The sequence below is a fragment of the Kitasatospora sp. NPDC032757 genome (assembly GCF_055579305.1).
In genome coordinates this window covers 1-22338 of record NZ_JBVINN010000047.1, presented here as the reverse complement: position 1 = coordinate 22338, position 22338 = coordinate 1, and the positions used below count along the sequence as shown (strand labels likewise).

Below are 22338 nucleotides of genomic sequence, written 5' to 3'. Positions count from 1 at the left end.
GAGGATGCGAACGAAGACACGGCGGCAGCGGCATCGGGGGGCGGCGCGCGCCTCGGCCGCTCTCGCGGCGGCCCTCGCGGTGACCGCCCTCACCGCCGCCCCGCCCGCCCGCGCGGCCGGTGGCGCCGGGCAGGCGTTCACCATCGGCGACCCGCGCATCACCGAGTCCAGCGGCCTGGCCGCCAGCCTCGCCCACCCCGGCGTCTACTGGACGCACAACGACAGCGACGACGGCCCGTACGTCTACGCCGTCGACTCGCAGGGCCGCACCGTGGCCACCGTCACCCTGCGCGGCATCGAGCCGCGCGACGTCGAGGCGATCTCGCTCGGTCCCGACGGGCGGGTCTACGTCGGCGACATCGGCGACAACCTCGGCGGCAAGTGGTCCGAGGTCTGGATCTACTCCTTCGCCGAGCCCGCCGAACTGCGCGACCAGTCGGTGGACGTCGTCCGCTACCGGGTCCGCTACGAGGACGGGCCGCGCGACGCCGAGGCGCTGATGGTCCACCCGGTCACCGGCCGCGCGTACATCGCCAGCAAGAAGGAGGGCGGGGGTGGCCTCTACCAGGGGCCGGAGAAGCTCTCCACCGCCGGCATCAACACCTTCCGCCGGATCGGCGACGTCCCCTGGGTCACCGACGGCGCCTTCTCGCCCGACGGCACCCGGCTCGTGCTGCGCGGTTACCTCGCCGCCGAGATGTACCGCTGGAAGGACGGCGCTCCCGCCGAACTCGGCGCGCTCTCCCCGCCGTTGCAGCGCCAGGGCGAGTCGGTCACGTTCACGGCGGACGGCCGGGCGGTGCTCTACGGCACCGAGGGCAAGGACAGCCCGGTCTGGCGGGAGCCGCTGGACGACGAGCTGCTCCCGGACACCGTCAAGCCGTTGGCGTCCCCCTCGCCGTCGGGCGGCGCCGCGGCGGCCCCCGGCCAGGCCGCCGGCTCCTCGCCCTCGGGGGCATCCTCGGCCTCTTCCTCCTCGTCCGACTCCTCCGCGGGACCGTCGGACCGCGCCCTGGGCGTGGTGTTCCTGCTCGCCGTGGTGGGCGCGGTGCTCGGGCTGCGGAAGAAGCGCCGGTCGGACTGACGGACGTTCACCGTGCCCGCCCGGAGCCGTCGAACGGGTGTAGGCGAACGACCCGCGCCGCTGCGCGGAGTTGGGGCGGACGTGTGTCCGACCGGCCCGGATGCGGCGAATCTGTCGCAGATTTGTGACATACCTTGGCCAACACCCGCCCCACAGGCGGTTTTCGTGGACGTAGTGTTCCGGCTATGTCACGGAAGAGCCGCCGCACCGTCTCCCCGGAACAGGGCGACACCTGGATCCCGCGTCCCCGGCGCCGCGAGACGCCGCTCGGCCTGGTGGGCCACGCGGTGAAGTTCCTCGGCTACAGCACGCTGGCCGGCGTCCTGCTGGCAGGGGTGGCCCTGCCGGCGGCGGGTGCGCTCGGGCTGTCCGCCAAGAGTACGGCGGACAGCTTCGACAGCATCCCGGACGACTTCAAGACCCCGCCGCTGAGCCAGGCTTCGCAGATCTACGACGCCACGGGCGTGCTGATAGCCAAGGTCTACGAGCGTGACCGCACGGTCATACCCGCCGACCAGATGTCACCGCTGATACGCCAGGCGCAGGTGGACATCGAGGACGCCCGCTTCTACGAGCACGGCGCGGTCGACCTGAAGGGCGTGCTCCGGGCCGCCACCAAGAACGCCGAGAGCGGCACCGCCGTCCAGGGCGCCTCCACGCTGACCCAGCAGTACGTGAAGAACGTCAACGTCGAGAAGGCCGGCGACGACCAGGCCGCCGTCCTGGAGGCCCAGCGCAAGACCCTGGGCCGCAAGATCCAGGAACTCAAGTACGCCATCAAGCTCGAAGAGGAACTGACGAAGGACCAGATCCTCTCCAACTACCTGAACATCACCTTCTACGGCCACCAGGCGTACGGCATCCAGGCCGCCTCCCAGCGCTACTTCAGCAAGGACGCCAAGGACCTGACCCTCCCCGAGGCGGCCACGCTCGCCGGGCTGGTGCAGAACCCGTCGCAGTACGACCCCAAGACGCACCCGGTCGCCGCCCAGAAGCGCCGCGACACCGTCATCGACAAGATGGTGGAGAACAAGCACATCACCGCGGACCAGGCCAGGGAGGCCAAGGCCGCCCCGCTCGGTCTGCGCTACAAGGAGCCGCAGAACGGCTGCATCACCGCCAACGCCGGGATGGGCTTCTTCTGCGACTACGTGCGCCACGTGGTCAAGCAGGACCCGGTGTTCGGCAAGACCGCCGCCGACCGGAAGAAGCTCTGGGACCAGGGCGGTCTCAACATCTACACCACCCTGGACCCGCAGAAGCAGGCCGCCGCGCAGAACGCGGTGACCAAGAAGGTGTTCGTCTCCGACCCGGTCTCGGCGGCGATGACCATGGTCGAGCCGGGCAGCGGCAAGATCCTGGCGATGGCCCAGACCCGCCCGTACGGCCTGGACCCGAACAAGAACCAGACCGTCGTCAACTACAACGTCGACGCGGCGATGGGCGGCGGCAACGGCTTCCAGCCCGGCTCCAACTTCAAGCCGATCGTGGCCGCCGCCGCACTGGAGGCCGGGCTGTCGCCCACCCAGCAGTACCCGTCGCCGAACCGGATGGACTGGCCGACGATGTCCACCTGCTCGGGCAACTGGAAGAACCTGCAGAAGGGCAAGAAGGAGGGCTCCGTCCCCAACGAGTCGGCCAGTGAGGTCGGCCCGTACCAGCTGAAGCAGGCGATGGCCCTCTCGGTCAACACCTACTTCGTCCAGATGGAGCAGGAGATCGGCCTCTGCTCGGTCAAGCAGATGGCCAACAAGCTGGGCGTCGCGGGCAAGGCCAGCGGCGACCCCCTCCAGGAGTTGCCCGCACTGGGCCTTGGCACCCAGGAGGTCAGCCCGCTGGTCATGGCGAACGTCTACGCCACCTTCGCCGCCCGGGGCACCTACTGCACGCCGATCGCGATCAACAAGATCACCACCGTGGACGGCCGGGACGTGCCCGTCACCCCGGTCAGGTGCGGCCAGGCGGTCTCCGAGTCCACCGCCGACGTCATCAACACCGTGCTGCTCGGGGTGACCGAGAAGGGCACCGCCCGTGACCTGGGGCTGGACGACGGCCGGCAGATCGCCGGCAAGACCGGCACCGCCGACGAGAAGAAGGCGGCCTGGTTCAGCGGCTACACCCCGCAGCTCGCCGCCTCGGTCTGGCTCGGCGGCCCGGCCAAGGGCGTGCCGATGAAGAACATCCGGATCGGCGGCAAGTACTACGAGGAGATCTTCGGCGCCACCGGCCCCGGCCCGATCTGGGAGATGGCGATGAGCCAGGCGGTCAAGGGCATGCCGGAGGAGGACTTCCAGACCGTCTACATCCCGGACCCTCCGCCGAAGAAGGACCCGAGTGCGAGCCCGAGCGGCTCCGGTACGGGCAGCAGCGGCCCGAGCGGCACCGCCGACCCGGGCAACAGCCGGCCCGAGACCGCGCCGGGACGGCCCGGCGGACGGACGCCCCCGCCCGGACGGCCCCGCAGCGCCCCGCCGACCGACCAGGGCGACGACCACTGACCCCTCACGACGATGACGGTGCCCCGGACCGGCCCACGGTCCGGGGTACCGTCACGCACGGGGCCTCAGCGGTTGCTCAGCTGACGCCCTTGGCGGCCCAGAAGTCCTGCCGGGCCAGGATCGAGGTGTCGGTCTGGTCGGTGAAGAAGCCGTCCACGCCCAGGTCGTAGAGGTACGTGGCCCAGCCGATCGCGTCGCCGTACGCGTTCGGGTCGGTGCCCCGGCGGTAGTCCAGCGGCAGGAAGCCGTTCTCGTTGCGCACCGTGTACGGGTGCAGCAGCAGGTTGGCCGCGTGCGCGTCGCGCACCAGGGTGGTCGGCGGCTGGAGCTTGCCGCTCGCGTCCACCGGCGCGATCAGCTGCGTGGTCGGGCCGATGCCGTGCGCGAAGGAGGCGATCCAGCGCAGCCCCTCCGGCGTCACCAGGTCGGCCACCGTCCGCTTGTCACCGGCGAGCACGAAGTCGTACGGCCGGGTGGTCGCGGCGCCGAGCAACTGGATCCGCGGGTTGTCGACCAGCTTCGCCAGCCGCTGCAGGCTGCTCGGCTCGAAGGACTGCAGGATCGCCCGCCCGCGCTTGCCCGCCAGGCCGGTGCGGCGCAGCTCGTCCGCGAGCCGCTCCTCCAGGGGCAGGCCTATCGAACGGAAGTAACTCGGGTGCTTGGTCTCGGGGTAGAGCCAGACCTCGCGGCCCAGCTCGCGCCCGCGCTTGCGCGCGAAGTCGGCCAACTCACGGAAGGTGAGGATCTGCCAGCGGCCGTCGTACAGGGTGTTGCGCTGGCGCTGCTGCGGCAGGCGCTCCTTGGCCCGCAGCGTCTTCAGCTCGGCCAGCGTGAAGTCCTCGGTGAACCAGCCGGTGAGCGGCGTGCCGTCGATGGTCTTGGTGGTCTGGCGGCCCGCGAACTCGGGGTGGCCGGCGACATCGGTGGTCTCGGCGATGTTGTTCTCGTGCCGGATCACCAGATGGCCGTCCTTGGTGGGCACCAGGTCCGGCTCGATGACGTCCGCGCCCAGCTCCAGTGCCAGCTCGTAGGAGCCCAGGGTCTCCTCCGGACGGTAGCCGGGGGCGCCGCGGTGGCCGATGACCAGCGGGTGCGGCAGGCGGTCCAGGCCGGTGCCGGTGCGCACCGGCGGGCGGGTCCCGGCCGGGCGGGCGGCGGCCGCGCGCTCGTCGGAGGCGTCGGGCTGCCCGGCGTCGGGCTGGTCGGCGCCGGGTGCCGCGAAGGCGTCCCCGGCACCGGCGGCCAGCGCGGCCGCGCCCAGGCCGGCGACACCGGTCGCGCGCAGGAACAGGCGGCGCGAGGAGTCGGCGCCCTGCACGGGCTCTGCCGGGGTGCTGCCGTCGAGCGAACGGTACGTCATGGATGCTCCTTGCCCGCGCTGGTGGCGCGGCGGTGGTGGCCGGGACGGTGGTGGCCGCGGTGGTGCCGGTCGCGGTGGTGCGCGTTGAGATCGTGCTCGTCGAGGTCCAGCTCGTCGAGGTGGTGCGCGTCGAGGTGGCGTTCGTCGCCCGCAGACTAGGAGCAGCGGCCCGCGGCCGGGTGGCCTACGGGCGAACTGCGGGAGAAGTTCCGCTGCTCGTCCGTGTGTTGCCGGGGTCGCACGGGTGCGCACCGATCGCCCGTCTGAGTACGGGTACTCATGCGGCCGTCCGGCGCCCGGCGCAGGATGGGCCCATGCCGCACACCGTCCTCCCCGGCGTTCCCGCCGTGCTCTGTCCCGCCGCCGGGTACCTCGCGTTCTCCCTGGCGTTCGCCGTCGCCGCCGCCCGCGAGCTGCGGGCCGGGACCGGCCCCACCCGCGCGTACCGGCAGTGGACGGTGGCGCTCTGGACGATGCCGGGCTTCTTCCTCGCCCTGGCCCTCAACCCGTTCCGGGACGGCACGCCCGCCCGATTCCTCTCCGCCGCCGCGGCCGGCGCGGCGGGCAACGCGGCGCTGCTCACCCTCACCGCGCACGCGGCCGGCCTGGGCTGAGCGCCGCGGGCCGCCGCGCCGCGTACCTCCGGCCGTCAGAGCTCGGCCAGCAGCTTCCGGCCCTCCGGCCAGTCGCCGAGGGCGGACGCGGAGTTGAGGTGCCCGTGCGCACCGACCTCGACGTAACGTGCGCCCCACGCCTCGGCGAAGCCGCGGCCGCGCTCCGGGGTGACCCACGGGTCGTCGGTGCTGTTGACCACCAGGGCCGGGAACGGGAACGGCTCCCGCGCCACCGGGCGGAAGCCGAACAGCGCGGGCACGTCGGCGTTGTCGATGTCGGCCGGCGCGACCAGCAGCGCACCCCGCACGACACGGGTCCGCTCGGCCGGCGCCGTGGCCACCCAGCGGGCCACCGCGGCGCAGCCGAGGCTGTGGGCGACCAGGACCACCGGGCCGTCGGCCGCCGCCGCCGCGACCGCGGCGTCCACGGTGGCGACCCAGGCGTCCGGCTCCGGGTGGTCCCAGTCCTCCTGCTCGACGCGCCGGAACGCCGGGTCGGCCGCCTCCCAGTGGGTCTGCCAGTGCTCGGGCCCCGAGCTCTCGTAGCCGGGCAGGACGAGGTAGGTGACGCGGTCCGACATCGGTGCGGACTCCCTCCGGGAGGACGGTGGCGTGGGCACCGTGGAGTTTACGGTCCTGGTGGCGAGGGGGCGCAGGTGGAGGACCTTCCGCGCACACGGCGGGGGACGGGCGCACGCGGGCGCTCATGCGCTGCTGCGCGTCCGGTGCGCCCTGTTGCGGCGGGGGCGCCCGGTGCGGGAGGTTGTTCCCGGCCCGCGCCGGTCGCCACCGGGACGGGCCCGCACCATGTCTGACGGTCGATCATGTGGAGGGATGTCGGCGATGACATCGAAGATCCTGCTCGTCACCGGTGACGCCGCGGAGTCGCTGGAGGTGTTCTACCCCTACCAGCGGCTGCGCGAGGAGGGCTACCAGGTCGACATCGCGGCGCCGGCGAAGAAGCGGCTCCAGTTCGTGGTCCACGACTTCGTGGACGGCTTCGACACCTACACCGAGAAGCCCGGCTACACGTGGCCCGCCGACCTCGCCGTCGCGGACGTCGACCCGGCCGACTACGTCGCGTTGGTGATCCCGGGCGGCCGCGCCCCCGAGTACCTGCGGAACAACCCGGACGTGCAGCGGATCGTCCGGCACTTCTTCGAGACCGACAAGCCGGTCGCGCAGATCTGCCACGGCCCGCTGGTCAGTGCCGCCGCCGGGGTGCTGTCCGGCCGCCGCAGCGCCGCCTACCCGGCACTGGAGCCGGACGTCGCCGCCGCCGGCGCGGAGTACGTGGACGGCGAGGCGGTCGTCGACGGCGTGGTCGTCTCGGCCCGTGCCTGGCCCGACCACCCGGCGTGGATCCGGGCGTTCGTCGAGGTGCTGCGGGTGAAGGCCCCGCTCTCCTGATCCGGCGGGCGTCCCGGGTGCGGCTGCGCCCGCCCGGGACGCCCGGGGCCGCCTCGGGCCGCAGGGCCTTGCCGGCGCAGGCGCACCCCCGGGTGCTCTCGGGGTCGCCTTCGACCTGAGATGGAGCGACACGCCGGAGGCGGATGAGACCTGGGGCGGAGAGGTTCCGGCCCTGGGGCTGACGACTGCTTCGTGTCCGACTGTCAGAGTGTCAGCTGTCAGAACCCGGACGGCTGGTGGGGGAGGCCGTCCGTTCGATCCGCGGGAGGGCGGCGGCATGGCGGAAGCAGCGTACGAACAGGCGGGGAGCACGGCACGGGGGAGCGCACATCGGAGCGTGCGGGCAAGACGACGGCGCGGGCCGGCCGTGCGTGCGGCCTCCGTCGTGCTCGCGGGCGCGGGCCTGGTGGGCGCACTCGCCCCCATGACCGCCGCCCAGGCCACACCACCGGTGCCCTACCGGTTGACGGTGACGGACGAAACGGGCTCGGGCGGCGATGTCACCGGCGGTCCGGGCGCGGCGCTCGGTGTTGCCGATCCCGCGGCCGATCCCGCGACCGATGCCGCCCGCGGGGTCGACCGGGCGGCCCTCGACGCCGCCGTGCGCGGCCTGGTGAGCCCGGGCGGAGCCTCCGCCGCACTCGGGCGGGTCGACGAGCGCGGCCGCACCGTCTGGAAGGGCGTGGCCGGCACCGCCGACCTCGCCACCGGAGCCCCGGCCACGGCCGAGGGCCGGTTCCGGATCGGCAGCGTGACCAAGACCTTCGTCGCGACGGTGGTCCTCCAGCTCGTCGCCGAGCACCGGCTCGGCCTCGACGACCCGGTCGAGCGTCACCTGCCCGGCCTGGTGCCGGGCGGCGGGCAGATCACCGTCCGCCAGCTGCTCAACCACACCAGCGGCCTCGCCAACTACACCGACGACCCGAGCTTCTCCTTCGAGGAGGACCCAGCCGCCCTGCAGCAGTGGCTCAGCACCGGCCGCTGGCGCTCGTACACGCCGCAGGAGTTGATCGGCATCGCCGCCAAGTACCCGCCCTACTTCGCCCCAGGCCGGGGGTGGCACTACTCCAACACCAACTACATCGTCGCGGGGCTGCTCATCGAGCGGCTCACCGGCCGCAGCTGGGGTGACGAGGTGGAGCGGCGGATCATCCGGCCGCTCGGGCTGAGCGGCACCTCGATGCCGGTCGACTCGCCCTTCGTCCCCGGCCCGCACGCCCACGCCTACTACAAGCTCGCCGCCGGCCCGGCGGACATCACCCGGCTGAACCCGAGTATGGCCGGCTCGGCGGGCGCCGGGATCTCGACCACCGCCGACCTCACCAGGTTCATCTCCGCCCTGCTCGGCGGGCGGCTGCTCGGTCCGGCCGAGCTGGCCGAGATGAAGCGGACGACACCTTTGAGCGGGCCCGCCGAGTACGGCCTGGCGCTCCAGCGGACGGTGACGGCGTGCGGCGAGTTCTGGGGCCACGGCGGCGGCATCCCGGGCTACAACACCCTGATGTACGGCGCGGCCGACGGGCGGCGGCAGTTCGCCGCCTCGGTCAACCCCTACGACATGTCCGACCTGCCCGCCACCAACGCCGCCTTCGAGACCCTCGTCGCCACCGGCACCTGCGCCGGCCGCCCGCCGGCCGCCGCCCGGTCGCTCGCCCCGCCCGCCACGGCCGGCATACCGGCGGCCGCCGGCCCGGCCGTCCCCCTGCTCGACTGAGCTCGAACGAGGGGGACGGCGGTCGGGCCGGGGGCCATGGGTGCGATCATGCCCGGAACATGATGGCCGCACGTCAACAGGAGGACGAGACATGGCAGAGCCGCTGATCGCCGCAGTCGGGGGCCGGGTGCCCGCCGTCGACCCGTCGGCGTTCGTCGCGCCGAACGCGGTGGTGGTGGGCGACGTGACGGTCGCCGCCGGGGCGAGCGTCTGGTACGGCGCGGTGATCCGCGGCGACGCCGAGTCGATCAGGGTCGGGGAGGGGAGCAACATCCAGGACAACTGCACCCTCCACGCGGACCAGGGCTTCCCCCTGGTCATCGGCGAGCGGATCTCGGTCGGGCACAACGCCGTCCTGCACGGCTGCACGATCGAGGACGACGTCCTGGTGGGGATGAACTCCACGGTGCTGAACGGCGCCCGGATCGGCTCCGGGTCGCTGGTCGCGGCGGGCGCGGTGGTGCCGCAGGGCATGCAGGTGCCGCCGGGCTCGCTGGTGGCCGGCGTCCCGGCCAAGGTCCGGCGTGAGCTGACGGAGGAGGAGCGGGCCGGGATCAAGTTCAACGGCGAGGGCTACCGCCTGCTGGCCGACGGGCACCGGGAGATCGAGCCGGTCGAGCGCCGGGCCGGGTAGGGCGGGGAGCAGTGGTGAGCCGGTGCGCCGTTCCGGTCGCCGTCCAGGCCCCCGGGGGGAACTGGGGACGAGGCGGGACGGCGTACCGGCCGGGTGCTCAGGCGGGCGTGCTCGCCCCGGTGCGCTCCGTCCGCCCGGCCGGGGCCGGCGCGGCGGCGTCCACCCCGGCCGGGCCGTCCGCCCCGGTCGGCACACCCACCCCGTCGGGCTCGGGCCCGACAGTCCCGGGGCGCCGGCGGTCGGCGGCCCAGGCGACGACGGCGATGGCTGCCCCCGAGGCGGCCAGCCCCGAGCCGACCAGCGTCGGCGAGGTCCAGCCGAGCCCGGCGTCCAGGGCGAGGCCACCGAAGTACGCGCCCTGGGCGTTGGCCAGGTTGAACGCGCCCTGCACGGTCGCCGAGGCCAGCGTCGGCGCGCTGCGCGCCTTCTGCAGCACCAGGGTATGCACGGCCGGGACGATCGCGAAGCCGGACAGCCCGATCAGCACCACCGTGACGGCGGCCGACCACGCCGCGTGGGCGGTCACCGCGAAGAGCGCCAGGGTGGCGGCGGAGAGGAGGAAGGCGGCGCAGACGGTCGGCCGCAGCGCACGGTCGGCTGCGAACCCGCCCAGCACGTTGCCGATCGTCATCCCCACGCCGAACAGGGCCAGCACCAACGTCACCGAGCCGGTCGCGTACCCGGAGACCTCGGTGAGGAGCGGGGCGATGTAGCTGTAGCACGCGAAGAACCCGCCACAGCCGAACACCACCGTGGCCAGCGCCAGCCAGAGCTGCCCGCTGCGGAACGCGCCGAGCTCGTGCCGGAGCCCTGACTGCGCGGGGGAGGGCAGCTCCGGCACCAGCCGGGCGATGGCGACCGTGCCGGCCGCGGCGATCGCGACCACCACCAGCATGGTCGCCCGCCAGCCGAGGTGCTGGCCGAGCAGGGTGGCGGCCGGCACCCCGACGATGTTGGCGACGGTCAGGCCGGAGAACATCACGGCGACCGCCCGGGCCCGCCGGTGCGGTGCGACCAGCTCGGCGGCCGCGACCGCCCCGGCGCCGAAGAACGCGCCGTGCGGCAGGCCGGTGATCAGCCGGGCCGCGGCCAGCGTCCAGAAGTCGGGTGCGACCGCGCAGAGCAGGTTGCCGGTCGCGAACAGGCCGGCCAGGGTGACCAGCACCGCCTTGCGAGGCCGTCCGGCGGCGAGTGCGGTGAGCAGCGGGGCGCCGATCACCACGCCGATGGCGTAGGCGGAGATCAGCCACCCCGCCTGCGGTATGGAGACGTGGAGGTTGTCGGCCACCTGGGGGAGCAGCCCCATGGCGGCGAATTCGGTGGTGCCGATGGCGAACGCGGTGACGGCCAGGGCGACCAGCGCGAGTGGCAAGGCGGGACTCCGGGGTGACGCCCGTACGAGGGCAGGGCGGAGCGGTCGTCGGCACGGTCGTCGGGCCGGCGGGAGACGGGAGGAGGGGAGGGGAAGAGCGGGGATGAGGGGAGGGATGGTAAGGGCGAAAGAGATTAGTTCGTCCGAAATCCTAATCCGAGCGGATGACGACCCCGAGTGGTCTCCGCGTCGGAACGGTTGAGGACGGGGGTCGCCAGCCGGGCCCCCGCGCGCGAAACTGGGGGCATGTGCCGCAGTATCAAGACCCTGAGACCACCCGTGACGCCCGACCCCTCCGAGGAGGACTACCGGGCGGCCGCGCTCCAGTACGTGCGGAAGGTGTCCGGGTTCCGGGCCCCGGCGGCGCACAACCGGGAGGCCTTCGACCGCGCCGTGGACGCCGTCACCGAGGCGACCGCCAGGCTGCTGGCGGAGCTGGAGGTGCGCGGCGCGCCCACCCGGACCGTTCAGGCCTCCGCCTGACCGGGCGGTGACAGCAAGCGGCGGGCCGGACCGAGGCCGGCCCCCACCAGCAGGAACAGGAGGTCGGCGATGACCCCCGCGGACCGTTACGCGCTCACCTTCCCGGGCACGCCCGGCACCCAGGCCCCGCAGGACGTCGTCGTGGTCATCCGGACCAGCGCGACCGGCCCCGGCGGGCACCCTGTCTACGAGGACGCCAGCGGCATCGTCCGGGCCGAGATCAGCGACTCGGGCGAGGTCCGGATGCTCGCCAGCGGCGGCCACCAGTCCCCGCACTTCCCGGTCCACGCCCAGCCGCTCCCGTAACGCCCTCCCGGCGGCCACCCGCCTCACGCCCTCGCCGGCGCACCCGCAGACCGGGCCGCGCCGGCGCACCCGCCCCACCGGGCCCGGGGCCCCTCCCACCGGGCCCGGGGGCCCCTCCCACGGCGCGCGGCCGTCCGGCAGAATCGCCGCATGACCACAGCGCGCTGGCAGGGCACGGTCATCGCCGAGAGCGATGACACCACCGTCGTCGAGGGCAACCACTACTTCCCGGCCGAATCGGTCCGCACCGAGTACCTGCGGCCGTCCGACACCACCACCGTCTGTGGCTGGAAGGGCATCGCCGAGTACTACACCCTCCACGTCGACGGGGAGGTCAACCCCGACGCCGCCTGGTACTACGCCGATCCGAAGGCGGAGGCGGCGCACGTCCGCGGCCGGATCGCCTTCTGGCGCGGAGTGGAGATCACCGAATAGGGCGTACCGCCGCGCGCCACCGGGTAACCGCACAGCATGGCAATCTTCAGGAAGCCGGGACGCTCCGGGCAGCCGAAGCCCGCCCCGGAGCCCACCCCGGGGCAAGTCGCCGAAGAGCTGGCCGAACTGGTCGAGGAGCTGGAAGAGCCCACCGCCGGCCCGGCGGACGGCGGTCCCTCCCGGCAGGTCGCCGAGTACCAGGTCGAGTCCCGGGCCGAGCGCGGCCGGCGGCGGGGCGCGACGCTGGTCGCCTCGATCGCCAAGCTGATCGGTGCCGGCAGCCGGTCCGCCGCCAAGGGCGCCGCGTACGGCGGCCGGGCCATGGCCGACCAGCTGATGCAGGCGGCGCCGCGCATCCCGGTCCGCAACCTCGCCACCCTCCGGGCCCAGCACCCCACGGCCGCCGACGCCGACCGGCTGGCCGCGCTGCTGATCACCGGCGCCTCCCGCGCGTCCGCCGCGCTCGGCGCCGGCGTAGGGGCGGCGGCGATGCTGCCCGTGCCGCCGGCGATGGCGGTGGAGATCGCCGCCGAGACGCTCGCCGTGGCGGCCGTCGAGATCAAGCTGATCGCCGAGCTGCACGAGGTCTACGGCGTCCGCGCCCAGGGCAACGTCACCCAGCGGGCGTCCGCCTACGTCGCCGCCTGGGCCAACCGCCGGGGCATCGATCCGACGCTGCTGGTGAAGCCGGCCGGGCTGGCCGCGATGGCGCTCGGCGCGGAGGTCCGCCAGCAGGTCCGCAAACGGCTCACCCGCAGTACGCTGCGCCGCCTGCCCTCACTCATCCCGCTGATGGTCGGCGCGGGCATCGGCGCCACCGTCAACCGGCGCGACACCCGCAAGGTGGGCCGCCAGGTCCGCGATGACCTGCGCTCCCGCCGCCCCGCCGACGCCGCCTACTGGTCCGCCGCCGCCCCGGCCCTGCCGGGCGAGACGGCTCCCTGAGGGACACCCGGCGGCGGCCCCACAGGCGGCGGCTTCGGGCAGCCGACCCCGGCGCCCGGGCTGCCGTGAGCCGGGGACGAGGCCGGGCCCCGCCCCGGCCGGGGGCTTGCCCAGCAGGGACGGGGCCCGGAAACGCGGCCCGCGTCAGATACCGGGCGCCTGCGGGGCGGCCGCCCCGCGACCGGCCTTGACGGCGTTCACCATGGCCTGGTGGATCGCCCTGGCGGTGATCTCGTCCGCCGCCGGGACGGGGCTGCCGGACACGGTGTACCAGTCCAGCGCGCCGGTGTACTGCACGGTCAGGCGGGCCTCGCCGTCCACCCAGGTGGTGTGGACGGTGAGGTCGCCGGAGATCGGACCGACCTCCGCGGTGGTGACCCCGCCGGGCCCGCTGATGATCGACTGGGTGGTCCAGGTGGCCCAAGACATCCGCGGATCCCCGGGTGGCTCGGCCGGCCGGCCGCCCTGCGCCGCTGCTGCGCCCTGCTGCTGCTCGCTCATTCGCCCATCCTCCCCCGCCGGTCCGCCGCCGATGCGGCAGCGACACCCGCGGTCGCGGAGGCCGCCCGTGCACCGGGCGGCCTCGTGGAAACTCGTTCGTCGCGGACGGTCAGCTGCGTGCCTCGGGTTCGTCCAGAGGCTCGCCCTCCGCCTGCGAGGTGTCCTGCGCGTGCTGGTTCTGCATCGAGGTGATGCCCTCCTCCGGGTCGGCGGCGCGGACATCCTCCTCGCGGTCGACGCTCACCTCGGACCGTGCGCTCATGTCGGTCATCGCGGGCTCCGTCTCCTCGGCCGGACCGGGCACGTCCGGGTGCGCCGTGGTGCGGGTGGCGCCGGGCGGGCGCCGGACCGGGTCTCTGTCTCGCCCTTCCAGCCTGCCCCCGCGCCCGCCCCACGGCCAACCGGGCCTGGACATTCGGCCAGGCCCACGCGGGCCGCATGCTGCCGGTCGCGGGTGTCGCCGTCCCACGCTGCCGGGCCCGCCGTCGCTCCGCCGTCGTCCCGCGCGCCGTCGTCCCCCCGCCGTCGTCCCGCGGTGCGGCCCCGCCGTCGCTCCGCCGTCGTCCCGCGCGCCGTCGTCCCCCGCCGTCGGCCCCGCACCGCGGCTCACCAGGTGACCGGCAGCTCCCGCAGACCGTGGATGAGCGAGTCCGAGCGGAAGGCCGGTTCGCCGTCCGGCGCCGCGAGCCGCAGTCCGGGCAGCCGGCGGAACAGGGTGGGGAGCGCGATCTGCAGCTCGGCCCGGGCCAGCGGCTGACCCAGGCACTGGTGCACGCCGAAGCCGAAGGCGAGATGGCGCCGCGCGTCGCGGTCCACGTCCAGTTCGTCCACGGGCCGGGTGCCCGGGGTGCCGAACAGCTCCTCGTCCTGGTTGGCGGTGGAGAGCATCGCGATCACCCCCTCACCGGCCCGGATCAGGGTGCCGCCCAGCTCGACGTCCTCCACGGCGAGCCTCGGCAGGCCGGTGTGGACGATGGTGAGGTGGCGCAGCAGCTCCTCCACCGCCCCGGGGACGGCCGCCGGGTCGGCCAGCCGGGCCGCCTGCCCGGGGTCACGGAGCAGCAGGAGGGTGGAGAGCGCGATCATGTTGGCGGTGGTCTCGTGGCCGGCGAACAGCAGCAGCAGACCGGTCGAGGCGATCTCCCGGAGCGAGAGGTCGTCACGGGCGGCCAGCCGGCTGAGGATGTCGTCGCCGGGCCGGTGCCGCTTCTGCGCGGCGAGGCCGCCGAGGTAGTCCAGCATCTCGCCCTGGGCCAGGGCGACCTCGTCCTGGCCGGTCGTGGTGCTGATCAGCACCCGGCTGAGCTCCTGGAACATCTGCCGGTCCTCGTAGGGGACGCCGAGCAGCAGGCAGATCACCAGCGAGGGCACCGGCAGGGCGAAGCGGGTGACCAGGTCCGCGGGGCCGGCGTGCTCGGTCATCCGGTCCAGGGCCTCGTCGACGATCTGCTGGATGCCGGGCCGCATCGCCTCCACCCGCTTGACCAGGAAGTCCCCGGTGACCATGCGACGCAGCCTGGCGTGCTCGGGGTCGTCGAGGCGGAGGAAGCTGGGGTTGGCGGCGGCGAGCTCGCGCCGGCCCGGGACGAGGCTCGGGAACTCCGGCCGGCGGACGTCCGCGCTGAACCGGTGGTCGGAGAGCACCGTGCGCACCTCGCGGTAGCCGGTCACCAGCCAACAGGAGGAGCCGTCCAGCAGCTCGGCGCGGGTGACGGAGCCCGCGCGGGCGGCCTCGGTGTAGACGGGCGGCGGGCTGAACGGACAACGGCTGTCGTGGGGGGCGGGCAGCAGCGGGGCGGAGGCAGGGGCGGTGGGCATGCTCGTCAAGGTGGGATCTCCTTGCGTGGCAGGTGGCAGGTGGTGACTGAGGGCCGCCGGTGTCGATGGCCAACCGGGCCCCGGTGTCCGGAGGTCGGCGGGGCGGGCCGGCGGGCGGGTGCGGCTGCTACGCGCTCCGGTCGTCCTCGGTGACGGTGATCGCACCACCCGGGCAGAGCTCGGAGGCGAGTCGCACGTCGGCGTGGCGCGCCGGTGGCAGGACGGTCAGGCGCAGTCTCACCAGGCCGTCCTGGTCGTCCTGTTCGAAGACCTGCGGCACGGTCAGGACGCACTGGCCGGAGCTGCAGCAGCGGTCCGGGTCGACGCTCACCTGCATGTACGGACACCTCTCAGTGGTGTGGCACCGGATCGCCCGGGCCGGCCGCCCCCCGCAGTCGTTGTCAACCTAACCGCCGCTCTGTCGCACACGAAGGGTGTGTCGCCGCTTTCGCGCAGAATGGCCGATTCGCTCCGATGGAGAATGCCCTTGGCCCGGAGGATGTTTGAGAGATCGTCAGCACGGGTGTGCGGACCGCGGACTGCCCCTCAAAGCCCCTCCGTCGCGGCGATCTCCCGGACGGTGGCCACGGTGTCCGCCTCGGCTGCGCTCTTGTCCGGCCGGTAGCGGAGCACCCGGGCGAACCGGAGGGCCAGCCCGGCGGGGTAGCGGGGGCTGCGCTGGACGCCGTCGAACGCGATCTCCACGACCAGTTCCGGCCGTACCCGCACGGTGTACGAGTCGCGTTCGACCTCGCGGGCGAGGAGTTCCGTGGTCTGCCAGGCGAGCGTCTCGTCGGTCAGGCCCTTGAAGGTCTTGCCGAGCATCACCCACGGACCGAGCCCGGGCTCCCCGGCGGCCCGGGCGCCGAGATGGAGGTTGCTGAGCCGGCCACGGCGCCGGCCGCTGCCCCACTCGGCGGCCAGCACCACCAGGTCCAGCGTGTGCCGGGGCTTGACCTTGACCCATCCGGCGCCGCGCCGGCCGGCCGCGTAGCCCGCCGCCGGATCCTTGGCCAGCACGCCTTCGTGCCCCAGTGCCAGGGTCTCCCGGAAGAAGGCCAGCGCCTGCTCCTGGTCGCCGGTCTCGGTGCGCGACACCCGGAGCCCGGCCGGCACCGACTCGGCCAGGGCGGACCAGCGCTCCCGACCCGGCCGGTCCACCAGGTCCTCGCCGTCGCGGTGCAGCAGGTCGAAGAAGTAGGCGCTGAGCGGCACTTCGGCCCGCAGTCGCTCGGGGTCCTGCCGGGAGGCGGTCCGCGCGGCGGTCTCCTGGAACGGGCGCGGGCGTCCGTCCGGGCCGAGCGCGATCGCCTCGCCGTCCAGCACCGCCGAGCGGACCGGCAGGGCCAGTGCCGCCTCGGCCACCTCGGGCACCCGGGCGGTGATGTCGTCCAGGCTCCGGGTGAACACCGCGACGTCCCGGCCGTCCCGGTGCACCTGGACCCGGATGCCGTCGAGCTTCCACTCCAGCGCGGCCGGGCCGATCCGGTCGAGGGCGGCCGCGACGTCCGGCGCGGAGGCGGCCAGCATCGGCCGGACCGGGCGGCCCACCTCCAGCCGGAAGACGTCCAGCGCCGGCGCCCCGCCGGTCAGCGCCGCCTCGGCGACCGCGCGGGCCGAACCGCGGAACATCAGCGCCCGTCGCACCGCCGCCGCCGGCACCCCGGCGGCCTGGGCCACCGCGTCCGCCACCACCGCGTCCAGCGCGCCCTGTCGCAGCTCGCCGACCAGCGCCGCCCGCAGGAACGCCTGCTCGACGTCGGTGGCCCGCTCGAACAGTCCGACCAGCAGCCGGCGGCGCTCGGCCTGCGCGCCGGCGCCGTGCACCCCGGCGATCGCCTCCAGCGTCCGCTCGGCCTCCCGGACGCCCAGCGAGGGCTCGGCGGCGGGCGGCGGCAGGTCGCGCAGGGAGGCCGGGCCGATGCCGGTGCGCAGCCGGTGCGACTCGCCGGAGACCAGCGCCACCGCCGCCGGGGCCTCGGCCGGACCGAGCTCGCGCAGGCAGTCGGCCAGCAGCGTGATCTTGGCCCGGCGGCCGGGCTCGCCCGCCACGGCGCGGGAGGTCTGGGCCAGGTGACGGAGCAGCATACGGGGCTCCTCGGGGGTGGTGGTGCAGGTCGGATGCGCCGGGTCGGATGCGTCGGGGAGGGTATGCCAGGGCGTTGGTGCAGATCGTTGGTGCGGGGCGTCGGTGCGGGGCGTTGGTGCGGGGCGTCGGTGCAAGGGCGTGCGCGGGCTCCAGCATCGGCGACGAGCCCGTCCCGGACCACAGGACACGCCTTCGCGGGCGGCAGTCGGGCTGCGCCGTTGTGGAGCGAAGCCCGCTGTGCTCTTGTCCGCGACGTCCATCTTCGGCAGCCCGACGGACCGTCATGCTGGCGCGATACCGTGCGCGGTGCACCGCCGCGTGCCGACCGTGGTCCACCCGACACCTGGAGGCCGAGATGACTCCCCAGACCGCCACCGCCGCCGCGACCGTCACTGCGACTGCTGCGGCGCCCCCCGCCGCGACCCCCGCCGCGACCGCCTCCGCCGCCCGCTGGAGCGTCGGCGCGCCCGAGAGCGGTGACTTCGCCGCCTGGCGCGAGCTGTTCCGGGGCTACTGCGCGTTCTACCGCGTCCCGATGCCGGAGGAGAAGGCGGAGCTGGTCTGGTCCTGGCTGACCGACCCGGCGCACGAGCTGGACGGCCTGCTGGTCCGCGACGCCGACGGCACGCCGGTCGGGCTGGCCCACTACCGCCCGTTCTCCCGGCCGCTGCACGGCGCCGTCGGCGGCTTCCTGGACGACCTGTTCGTCAGTCCGGACGCGCGCGGCGGCGGCGCGGTGGACGCGCTGCTCGCCCGGCTGCGGGAGATCGCCGCCGAGCGCGGCTGGAACGTGGTGCGGTGGATCACCTCCGACGACAACCACCGGGCACGCAGCAAGTACGACCAGGTCGCCACCCGGACCATGTTCGTCACCTACGACATGGCCCGCGGGGAGGATCCGAGCGGCCAGTAGCGGGAGCAGTCAGCCGGCGGTGAGCTGGTAGAGGGTGCCGGGGCTGATACCGAGGAGCTTGGCGATCGAGGTGATCGAGTTCTCGGGGTTGGGGAGCAGGTCACGGGCGGCCCGGATGATCTCGGGCGTGGCGACGGTGGGCCGGCCGCCGACACGGCCGCGGGCGCGGGCGGCGTCCAGGCCCTCGCGGGTGCCGGAGACGATCAGCTCGCGGATGAACTCGGCGAGGGCGGCGAAGACATGGAAGACCAGGCGCCCGCCGGGTGTGGTGGTGGCCAGGCGCTCGTGCAGCAGAAGCCGATCTCACGGCGCCGCAGCTCGCCGACCATGTTCACCAGGTCCTTGAGGGAGCGGCCGTAGCGGTCGAGTGCGGGGACGACCAGGGTGTCGCCGGGCGCGAGGAAGGCGTGGCAGGCCTTGAGCTCCGGGCGCAGGTCGTCCTTGCCGGACTTCTTGTCGGCGAAGATCCGGCGGCAGCCGGCGGTGGTGAGGGCGTCGAGCTGGCGGTCGAGTTTCTGGCCGCCAGTGGAACCCGTGCGTAGCCGATGAGGATCTCGGTGCGGTGGGCGGGTTCGGCGACCAGGAGGTCGAAGCCGTCAGGTTCGAAGGGGGTGTTCACGCCCCGGGATTCTGTTAGAAAGCAGTGTTCCGGAGTTCTTGAACAGCCCTGGTTTTTGAAGGAGTTTTTGAAGGCTCCAAGGGGCCGCCGGGTGGTCCGGCCGCCAGGCTTCAACAAACGATGGTTTGTTGAAGCCTGGCGGAAGTTGTCGGTGCTCCCGCCCGAACGCTTCAGTGTCGGCGGCGGTTGAGCACCCCGATGAGTGCGGCAAGGTCGGCGGCGCCGGCTGGGTCGTCTGCGTAGCGGGTGGTCTGGAGAGGGCCGACCTCAGGAAGGACGATGTCCTCCCGGGCCAGAACATAGACCAAGGTCAACAGCGCGGCGCGGGCATTGCCATCGGTGAAGGGGTGGAAAAATGCCACGTCGAGGTAGGCGCGGGCCGCACGAGCCGCCAGCGGGATGTCCGGGACTGTCGTCTCGCGCAGGCAGGAATCGAAATCGGCCTGCGTGCGAGGGGTCAGACCGTAGCGCTCGCGGCCGGCCTTCGCACAGGCGTCGCTCACGCGAAACGGCAACCGTGTCGCAGCGAGGACTTCGCGCTGCCAACCGGCCAACAGAGCGAAGTCCAGCGGCGTGCGGCGTGCGGCATCTTCTCGGGCCAAGGCGTGTGCGGCGAGCAGACGTTCGGCGCGAATCGGGTCGCGCCGACGCACCGGTCCCTCGCACCAGGACCGGAACCCATCGCGGTCGGGCGGGACCCGCTGTAGGGCCGGTGCACATTGCCAGTCGGCCTCGCGGCGCACGCGCAGCCAGGCCGAAAGGCTGTCAGTAGCGGTCATGGAACTCCTCCAACGCCGCCCTCTCACGGTGGTCCTGGTACGGGGTGTGGCCGGTGAGGCCAACGGCCAGATCCTCGCCGACGGACTCGATCAGCGTCCGCTCCGGGTAGACCCAGCTCTTGAACCGGCCCCCGATCGCGTTCTCCACTGCTCGCGCGGCTTCGGCCCGGTCCATGCCGGTGCTGGTGAGGAACCAGCCCACGACGATCGAGGTCTGGCCGCGCCAGGCGTTGTCCGCGCCCGAGTCCAGCGTGTAGGTCACGAGCCGGACGCAGGCCCGCTCCAGGTGCCAACTGCGATCCTCGGGTGAGGCGTCCGGCGGCGGCGCCAGCTCGGCGAAGCGCTGGGCCGTCCGCTCCAACCACTCCCGCCACTCCAGCAAGGCGGCTATGGCGCTTGCTGCGGTCCGGTCGGCAGTCGTCACCGAGTCCGGCGTGCTGTCCCAGCTGCCGATGGGCCCGCCGTCGCGGTAGCGCCAGTTCCATCCCCAGGTCCAGGCGCCGTATCGCTCCCGAAGGATCGCGTCCACGTGGCTCTCGCACCAGTTTTCGCCGTGCCACCCGACGGCCATACCGGAGAGCAGGGGTGACAGCATCGCGCAGATCAGCGAGCGGAGACGGGCCTCCTCGTTCTCGTCCCAGGCGAACGGGTGACGGGCCGGGTCGAACTCATCCCAGTTCCGAATGCCCTCGTAGGTGACGCGAGGCACGCGGTTGTCGGGGAAGGGCAGGGTGTCACGGTTGTACGTCAGGGCTGGCCACTTTTCCTGTTCGATGTGATCGACCTATCAGTCTCGGCTCGAAGCCCCTGCGATCGCGAATGGTTTTCGGACCCCACCCCGTGCGGCCATCCGTGCAGAACCTATAGCCCGCTCTCATCGTCACCGACCGATGGATCGCGCAGCGGTCGGCGCCCGGCCTCGGCCGGGCGGAAGAACGCGTACCGGCCGAGGAAGTTGATGTGGTCGAACTGGAGCGGCGAGAGGCGGGCGAGGAGGTCGTCGGAGACGGGGAAGCCGTCGGCGGCGAGCTGCTTGGCCGCCCGGTCGAGGTAGAGGCTGTTCCAGATGACCACGGCATTGAGCGCCAGGCCGAGCGCGCCAAGCTGGTCCTCCATGCCCTCGCGGTAGTTCTGCCGCAGCGCGCCGCGCCGGCCGAAGAAGATCCGGCGGGCGAGGCGGTGGCGGGCCTCGGTGATGTTCAGCTGCTTGCCGATCATGCGGCGGTAGCCGTCGTCGGAGATGAACTGCAGCAGGTCCAGGTCTTGAAGATCCGCCCGTAGTGGGCGAAGGCGTCGTCCAGGCCGGTTGGGCGCCCGTCGCGGGAGAGCATGCGGACCAGGTCGTGGCCGCGGACCTCGCCGAGCGTCAGGGAGCCGGCCACCCGCAGCATGTCGCCCCAGTGTGCGCGGATCCGGTCCAGACGTACCGTGTGCCGGGAGACGTCCTGCAGCGGCCCGTAGTCCGCGCCGGCGTGGGTGCGCCACAAGCGGGCGTCGGAGATGTCGGCGATCCGCGGGGAGAACTGGTAGCCGCAGATCGCGAACAGCCCGAACACGATGTCGCTGTTTATGTGGACAGTTCAAGTTGATCATCGTCCGGTGTGCCGACAATGGCGAGGAAGGTGCGGACTGACGGCTTCAGGAGCCAACCAGGGTGCCAACCAGCGCGTGAGCCGCTGGCTTGGTCAGCAACGGGGCAGCCTTGGTGCTCACAGTGAGGCTTCGTACGCCTCTCGGATAGAGGCAGGGATACGTCCCTTGTCATTGACGAGGTAGCCGTTCGCTCGGGCCCATAGCCGTATTGCCTCGCCCTCCGCACCGGTGTCCCTCACGGTGTCCCTCACGGGGCCCCTGACGGGTTCCCTCGGATGTTCTGAGGACACCCCTTCGAGGTGGTCCGCCACATCGTGGAAGAAGTCGGCCAGTGAGGCGAAGCGTCCTTCCTCAGGGTTCTGCCCCTCGCTCCAAGAACCGACGGTGCCGGTGCGTGTGTCCAGGAACCTGCCGTAGAAGCCGTCGCTCTCCGCGGCGAACGGTACCCACTCCCGGCGCCAGATTGGCCATTCGGGGTCTGCGGACGGGTCCATCTTCTCCAAGCCCCACATGTGCAGGTAGACACGCTGAATATCTGTGAGTCCCAGCAGGAGACCGCCGTTCGGGATGACTCCCTCACACCCCAGCGCTACCAGGCACGAGTCGGCGTTGGGTTGCTCCTCACCATCGATGTCGTTGGCCAGAAGCCACTGAGCCATCTCCCTCGGCAGCTTCAGCCCCATGCGCTCTTCAGCATCGCTGATGGCCGTCTGGCTGCCCGGGCCGCCCAGACCAGCGAAAACGCTGGGAGCGTTCTGCCTGAGCCAGCTGGTGACGCGGCCCCACGCCTGTCCCACGTCTTCTTTCTCGTGCGTCGGTATTTCGCTCATGTCCGCCCCCCAACGGAAGGAGCACGTCCGCTCGCGTTACTAGCCCCCAGGAACCGCAGAACCGGCTTCAAGGTTCTGACATCATCTGTCGAGAAAGAATGCGACCGCTGATCATCCATGGGCAGACCGTACGTGGGTTCACTGACATCTGATCCTTTGGGCCACCATGCCGCTCTGTGCGTCAACCTAGTGGCTCCGCACAGATGGTTGACCAGGTAATCATCCGGGCCATCGTCGGCCGGGCTGTCTTACGACCTGGTGCGTGATTGCGGCGGCGATGTGACCAGTAGCGTTGTGGGCGGCATGATCTGACGCTGTGACGATCAAGGTGAATCGTGCGG

General features: G+C 72.9%; 23 protein-coding genes and 3 pseudogenes. 11 read left to right on the top strand and 15 right to left on the bottom strand.

The features are described 5' to 3' along the window. Positions 1-4 precede the first annotated feature (4 nt). Together ACZ5WK_RS34380 and ACZ5WK_RS34375 are read left to right on the top strand one after the other, a co-directional pair. Positions 5-1084: a hypothetical protein gene (locus ACZ5WK_RS34380; protein WP_465553504.1), complete on the top strand. Its 1080-nt coding sequence runs from the start codon at positions 5-7 to the stop codon at positions 1082-1084. A gap of 185 nt (positions 1085-1269) precedes the next feature. Next, positions 1270-3582, top strand: coding sequence for a transglycosylase domain-containing protein (locus tag ACZ5WK_RS34375; RefSeq protein ID WP_465553502.1), 2313 nt, complete (start codon positions 1270-1272; stop codon positions 3580-3582). 76 nt (positions 3583-3658) lie between these two features. Here ACZ5WK_RS34375 and ACZ5WK_RS34370 read toward each other — a convergent pair whose 3' ends face one another. After that, positions 3659-4942, bottom strand: a complete 1284-nt coding sequence (locus tag ACZ5WK_RS34370; RefSeq protein WP_465553500.1) for a glycerophosphodiester phosphodiesterase — start codon at positions 4940-4942, stop codon at positions 3659-3661. 2 nt (positions 4943-4944) lie between these two features. On the opposite strand from ACZ5WK_RS34370, the gene ACZ5WK_RS34365 reads away from it, so the two are divergent. Then, positions 4945-5556, top strand: coding sequence for a hypothetical protein (locus tag ACZ5WK_RS34365; RefSeq protein ID WP_465553498.1), 612 nt, complete (start codon positions 4945-4947; stop codon positions 5554-5556). 35 nt (positions 5557-5591) lie between these two features. On the opposite strand, the gene ACZ5WK_RS34360 is transcribed toward ACZ5WK_RS34365, so the two are convergent. Continuing rightward, entirely contained in the window at positions 5592-6137 is a 546-nt protein-coding gene (locus ACZ5WK_RS34360; protein WP_465553496.1) for an RBBP9/YdeN family alpha/beta hydrolase, read from the bottom strand. Between the two features lie 262 nt (positions 6138-6399). Between ACZ5WK_RS34360 and ACZ5WK_RS34355 the strand changes: the two genes are divergently transcribed. The 3 genes from ACZ5WK_RS34355 (at position 6400) to ACZ5WK_RS34345 (ending at position 9314) form a co-directional block, all read left to right on the top strand. Further along, complete coding sequence (locus ACZ5WK_RS34355) at positions 6400-6966, top strand: DJ-1/PfpI family protein (protein WP_331741138.1); 567 nt, start codon at positions 6400-6402, stop codon at positions 6964-6966. 367 nt (positions 6967-7333) lie between these two features. Further along, entirely contained in the window at positions 7334-8680 is a 1347-nt protein-coding gene (locus tag ACZ5WK_RS34350; protein WP_465553494.1) for a serine hydrolase domain-containing protein, read from the top strand. A 91-nt stretch (positions 8681-8771) separates the two neighbouring features. After that, complete coding sequence (locus ACZ5WK_RS34345) at positions 8772-9314, top strand: gamma carbonic anhydrase family protein (RefSeq protein ID WP_465553492.1); 543 nt, start codon at positions 8772-8774, stop codon at positions 9312-9314. A 97-nt stretch (positions 9315-9411) separates the two neighbouring features. Here the strand turns inward: ACZ5WK_RS34345 and ACZ5WK_RS34340 are convergent, their stop codons facing one another. Then, positions 9412-10686 (bottom strand): MFS transporter, encoded by a 1275-nt coding sequence (locus tag ACZ5WK_RS34340; RefSeq protein ID WP_465553490.1) that lies wholly within the window; start codon positions 10684-10686, stop codon positions 9412-9414. 246 nt (positions 10687-10932) lie between these two features. Here ACZ5WK_RS34340 and ACZ5WK_RS34335 point away from each other — a divergent pair, with 246 nt between their 5' ends. The 4 genes from ACZ5WK_RS34335 to ACZ5WK_RS34320 all read left to right on the top strand — a co-directional run bounded on the left by ACZ5WK_RS34335 (position 10933) and on the right by ACZ5WK_RS34320 (position 12855). Continuing rightward, entirely contained in the window at positions 10933-11169 is a 237-nt protein-coding gene (locus ACZ5WK_RS34335; protein ID WP_331741143.1) for a DUF2277 domain-containing protein, read from the top strand. A gap of 69 nt (positions 11170-11238) precedes the next feature. Beyond that, positions 11239-11475: a DUF6296 family protein gene (locus ACZ5WK_RS34330; RefSeq protein ID WP_465553488.1), complete on the top strand. Its 237-nt coding sequence runs from the start codon at positions 11239-11241 to the stop codon at positions 11473-11475. A 150-nt stretch (positions 11476-11625) separates the two neighbouring features. Beyond that, the gene (locus ACZ5WK_RS34325) at positions 11626-11910 is read left to right on the top strand and encodes a DUF427 domain-containing protein (protein ID WP_331741145.1); all 285 of its coding nucleotides are present in this window, start codon (positions 11626-11628) and stop codon (positions 11908-11910) included. 36 nt (positions 11911-11946) lie between these two features. Further along, entirely contained in the window at positions 11947-12855 is a 909-nt protein-coding gene (locus tag ACZ5WK_RS34320) for a hypothetical protein (protein ID WP_465553486.1), read from the top strand. 144 nt (positions 12856-12999) lie between these two features. Here the strand turns inward: ACZ5WK_RS34320 and ACZ5WK_RS34315 are convergent, their stop codons facing one another. The 5 genes from ACZ5WK_RS34315 to ACZ5WK_RS34295 form a co-directional block, all read right to left on the bottom strand. Further along, a complete protein-coding gene (locus tag ACZ5WK_RS34315; RefSeq protein WP_331742599.1) occupies positions 13000-13284 on the bottom strand; it encodes a hypothetical protein in 285 nt (94 codons plus the stop codon). A 181-nt stretch (positions 13285-13465) separates the two neighbouring features. Next, positions 13466-13627 carry a hypothetical protein gene (locus ACZ5WK_RS34310; protein WP_331741147.1) on the bottom strand — a complete coding sequence of 54 codons (162 nt, stop codon included), beginning with the start codon at positions 13625-13627 and terminating at the stop codon, positions 13466-13468. Between the two features lie 335 nt (positions 13628-13962). After that, positions 13963-15174 carry a cytochrome P450 gene (locus ACZ5WK_RS34305; RefSeq protein WP_465553483.1) on the bottom strand — a complete coding sequence of 404 codons (1212 nt, stop codon included), beginning with the start codon at positions 15172-15174 and terminating at the stop codon, positions 13963-13965. A gap of 127 nt (positions 15175-15301) precedes the next feature. After that, positions 15302-15511: a ferredoxin gene (locus ACZ5WK_RS34300; protein WP_465553481.1), complete on the bottom strand. Its 210-nt coding sequence runs from the start codon at positions 15509-15511 to the stop codon at positions 15302-15304. 209 nt (positions 15512-15720) lie between these two features. Then, positions 15721-17262: an ATP-dependent DNA ligase gene (locus ACZ5WK_RS34295; RefSeq protein ID WP_465553479.1), complete on the bottom strand. Its 1542-nt coding sequence runs from the start codon at positions 17260-17262 to the stop codon at positions 15721-15723. A gap of 356 nt (positions 17263-17618) precedes the next feature. On the opposite strand from ACZ5WK_RS34295, the gene ACZ5WK_RS34290 reads away from it, so the two are divergent. Next, on the top strand, positions 17619-18176 hold the full coding sequence (locus ACZ5WK_RS34290; RefSeq protein WP_465553477.1) for a GNAT family N-acetyltransferase: 558 nt from the start codon (positions 17619-17621) through the stop codon (positions 18174-18176). A 9-nt stretch (positions 18177-18185) separates the two neighbouring features. Here ACZ5WK_RS34290 and ACZ5WK_RS34285 read toward each other — a convergent pair. From ACZ5WK_RS34285 to ACZ5WK_RS34255, 7 genes and pseudogenes are all read right to left on the bottom strand, one after another. Continuing rightward, positions 18186-18646: pseudogene (locus ACZ5WK_RS34285) on the bottom strand (recombinase family protein); the annotation flags it as partial. 319 nt (positions 18647-18965) lie between these two features. Then, positions 18966-19574 (bottom strand): Fic family protein, encoded by a 609-nt coding sequence (locus ACZ5WK_RS34280; protein WP_465553475.1) that lies wholly within the window; start codon positions 19572-19574, stop codon positions 18966-18968. Continuing rightward, positions 19561-20283, bottom strand: a complete 723-nt coding sequence (locus tag ACZ5WK_RS34275) for a hypothetical protein (RefSeq protein WP_465553473.1) — start codon at positions 20281-20283, stop codon at positions 19561-19563. Before ACZ5WK_RS34275 ends, ACZ5WK_RS34280 begins: the two co-directional genes overlap by 14 nt. A gap of 152 nt (positions 20284-20435) precedes the next feature. Further along, entirely contained in the window at positions 20436-20792 is a 357-nt protein-coding gene (locus ACZ5WK_RS34270) for a Tn3 family transposase (protein WP_465553471.1), read from the bottom strand. Continuing rightward, positions 20789-21130: a Tn3 family transposase gene (locus ACZ5WK_RS34265; RefSeq protein WP_465553469.1), complete on the bottom strand. Its 342-nt coding sequence runs from the start codon at positions 21128-21130 to the stop codon at positions 20789-20791. The genes ACZ5WK_RS34270 and ACZ5WK_RS34265 overlap by 4 nt, the downstream gene beginning before the upstream one ends. Before the next feature lie 153 nt (positions 21131-21283). Further along, positions 21284-21430, bottom strand: a pseudogene (locus tag ACZ5WK_RS34260) (Lsr2 family DNA-binding protein); the annotation flags it as partial. A 66-nt stretch (positions 21431-21496) separates the two neighbouring features. Then, positions 21497-21997: pseudogene (locus ACZ5WK_RS34255) on the bottom strand (SMI1/KNR4 family protein); the annotation flags it as partial. Between the last annotated feature and the right edge of the window lie 341 nt (positions 21998-22338).

Bases quoted from the DNA above. Each gene is read 5' to 3' on its own strand.
- ACZ5WK_RS34380 (WP_465553504.1), top strand. From the start codon at position 5: ATGCGAACGAAGACACGGCGGCAGCGGCATCGGGGGGCGGCGCGCGCC.
- ACZ5WK_RS34375 (WP_465553502.1), top strand. From the start codon at position 1,270: ATGTCACGGAAGAGCCGCCGCACCGTCTCCCCGGAACAGGGCGACACC.
- ACZ5WK_RS34370 (WP_465553500.1), bottom strand. From the start codon at position 4,942: ATGACGTACCGTTCGCTCGACGGCAGCACCCCGGCAGAGCCCGTGCAG.
- ACZ5WK_RS34365 (WP_465553498.1), top strand. From the start codon at position 4,945: ATGCTCCTTGCCCGCGCTGGTGGCGCGGCGGTGGTGGCCGGGACGGTG.
- ACZ5WK_RS34360 (WP_465553496.1), bottom strand. From the start codon at position 6,137: ATGTCGGACCGCGTCACCTACCTCGTCCTGCCCGGCTACGAGAGCTCG.
- ACZ5WK_RS34355 (WP_331741138.1), top strand. From the start codon at position 6,400: ATGACATCGAAGATCCTGCTCGTCACCGGTGACGCCGCGGAGTCGCTG.
- ACZ5WK_RS34345 (WP_465553492.1), top strand. From the start codon at position 8,772: ATGGCAGAGCCGCTGATCGCCGCAGTCGGGGGCCGGGTGCCCGCCGTC.
- ACZ5WK_RS34335 (WP_331741143.1), top strand. From the start codon at position 10,933: ATGTGCCGCAGTATCAAGACCCTGAGACCACCCGTGACGCCCGACCCC.
- ACZ5WK_RS34330 (WP_465553488.1), top strand. From the start codon at position 11,239: ATGACCCCCGCGGACCGTTACGCGCTCACCTTCCCGGGCACGCCCGGC.
- ACZ5WK_RS34325 (WP_331741145.1), top strand. From the start codon at position 11,626: ATGACCACAGCGCGCTGGCAGGGCACGGTCATCGCCGAGAGCGATGAC.
- ACZ5WK_RS34320 (WP_465553486.1), top strand. From the start codon at position 11,947: ATGGCAATCTTCAGGAAGCCGGGACGCTCCGGGCAGCCGAAGCCCGCC.
- ACZ5WK_RS34315 (WP_331742599.1), bottom strand. From the start codon at position 13,284: ATGTCTTGGGCCACCTGGACCACCCAGTCGATCATCAGCGGGCCCGGC.
- ACZ5WK_RS34310 (WP_331741147.1), bottom strand. From the start codon at position 13,627: ATGACCGACATGAGCGCACGGTCCGAGGTGAGCGTCGACCGCGAGGAG.
- ACZ5WK_RS34305 (WP_465553483.1), bottom strand. From the start codon at position 15,174: ATGCCCACCGCCCCTGCCTCCGCCCCGCTGCTGCCCGCCCCCCACGAC.
- ACZ5WK_RS34300 (WP_465553481.1), bottom strand. From the start codon at position 15,511: ATGCAGGTGAGCGTCGACCCGGACCGCTGCTGCAGCTCCGGCCAGTGC.
- ACZ5WK_RS34295 (WP_465553479.1), bottom strand. From the start codon at position 17,262: ATGCTGCTCCGTCACCTGGCCCAGACCTCCCGCGCCGTGGCGGGCGAG.
- ACZ5WK_RS34290 (WP_465553477.1), top strand. From the start codon at position 17,619: ATGACTCCCCAGACCGCCACCGCCGCCGCGACCGTCACTGCGACTGCT.
- ACZ5WK_RS34280 (WP_465553475.1), bottom strand. From the start codon at position 19,574: ATGACCGCTACTGACAGCCTTTCGGCCTGGCTGCGCGTGCGCCGCGAG.
- ACZ5WK_RS34270 (WP_465553471.1), bottom strand. From the start codon at position 20,792: ATGATCGGCAAGCAGCTGAACATCACCGAGGCCCGCCACCGCCTCGCC.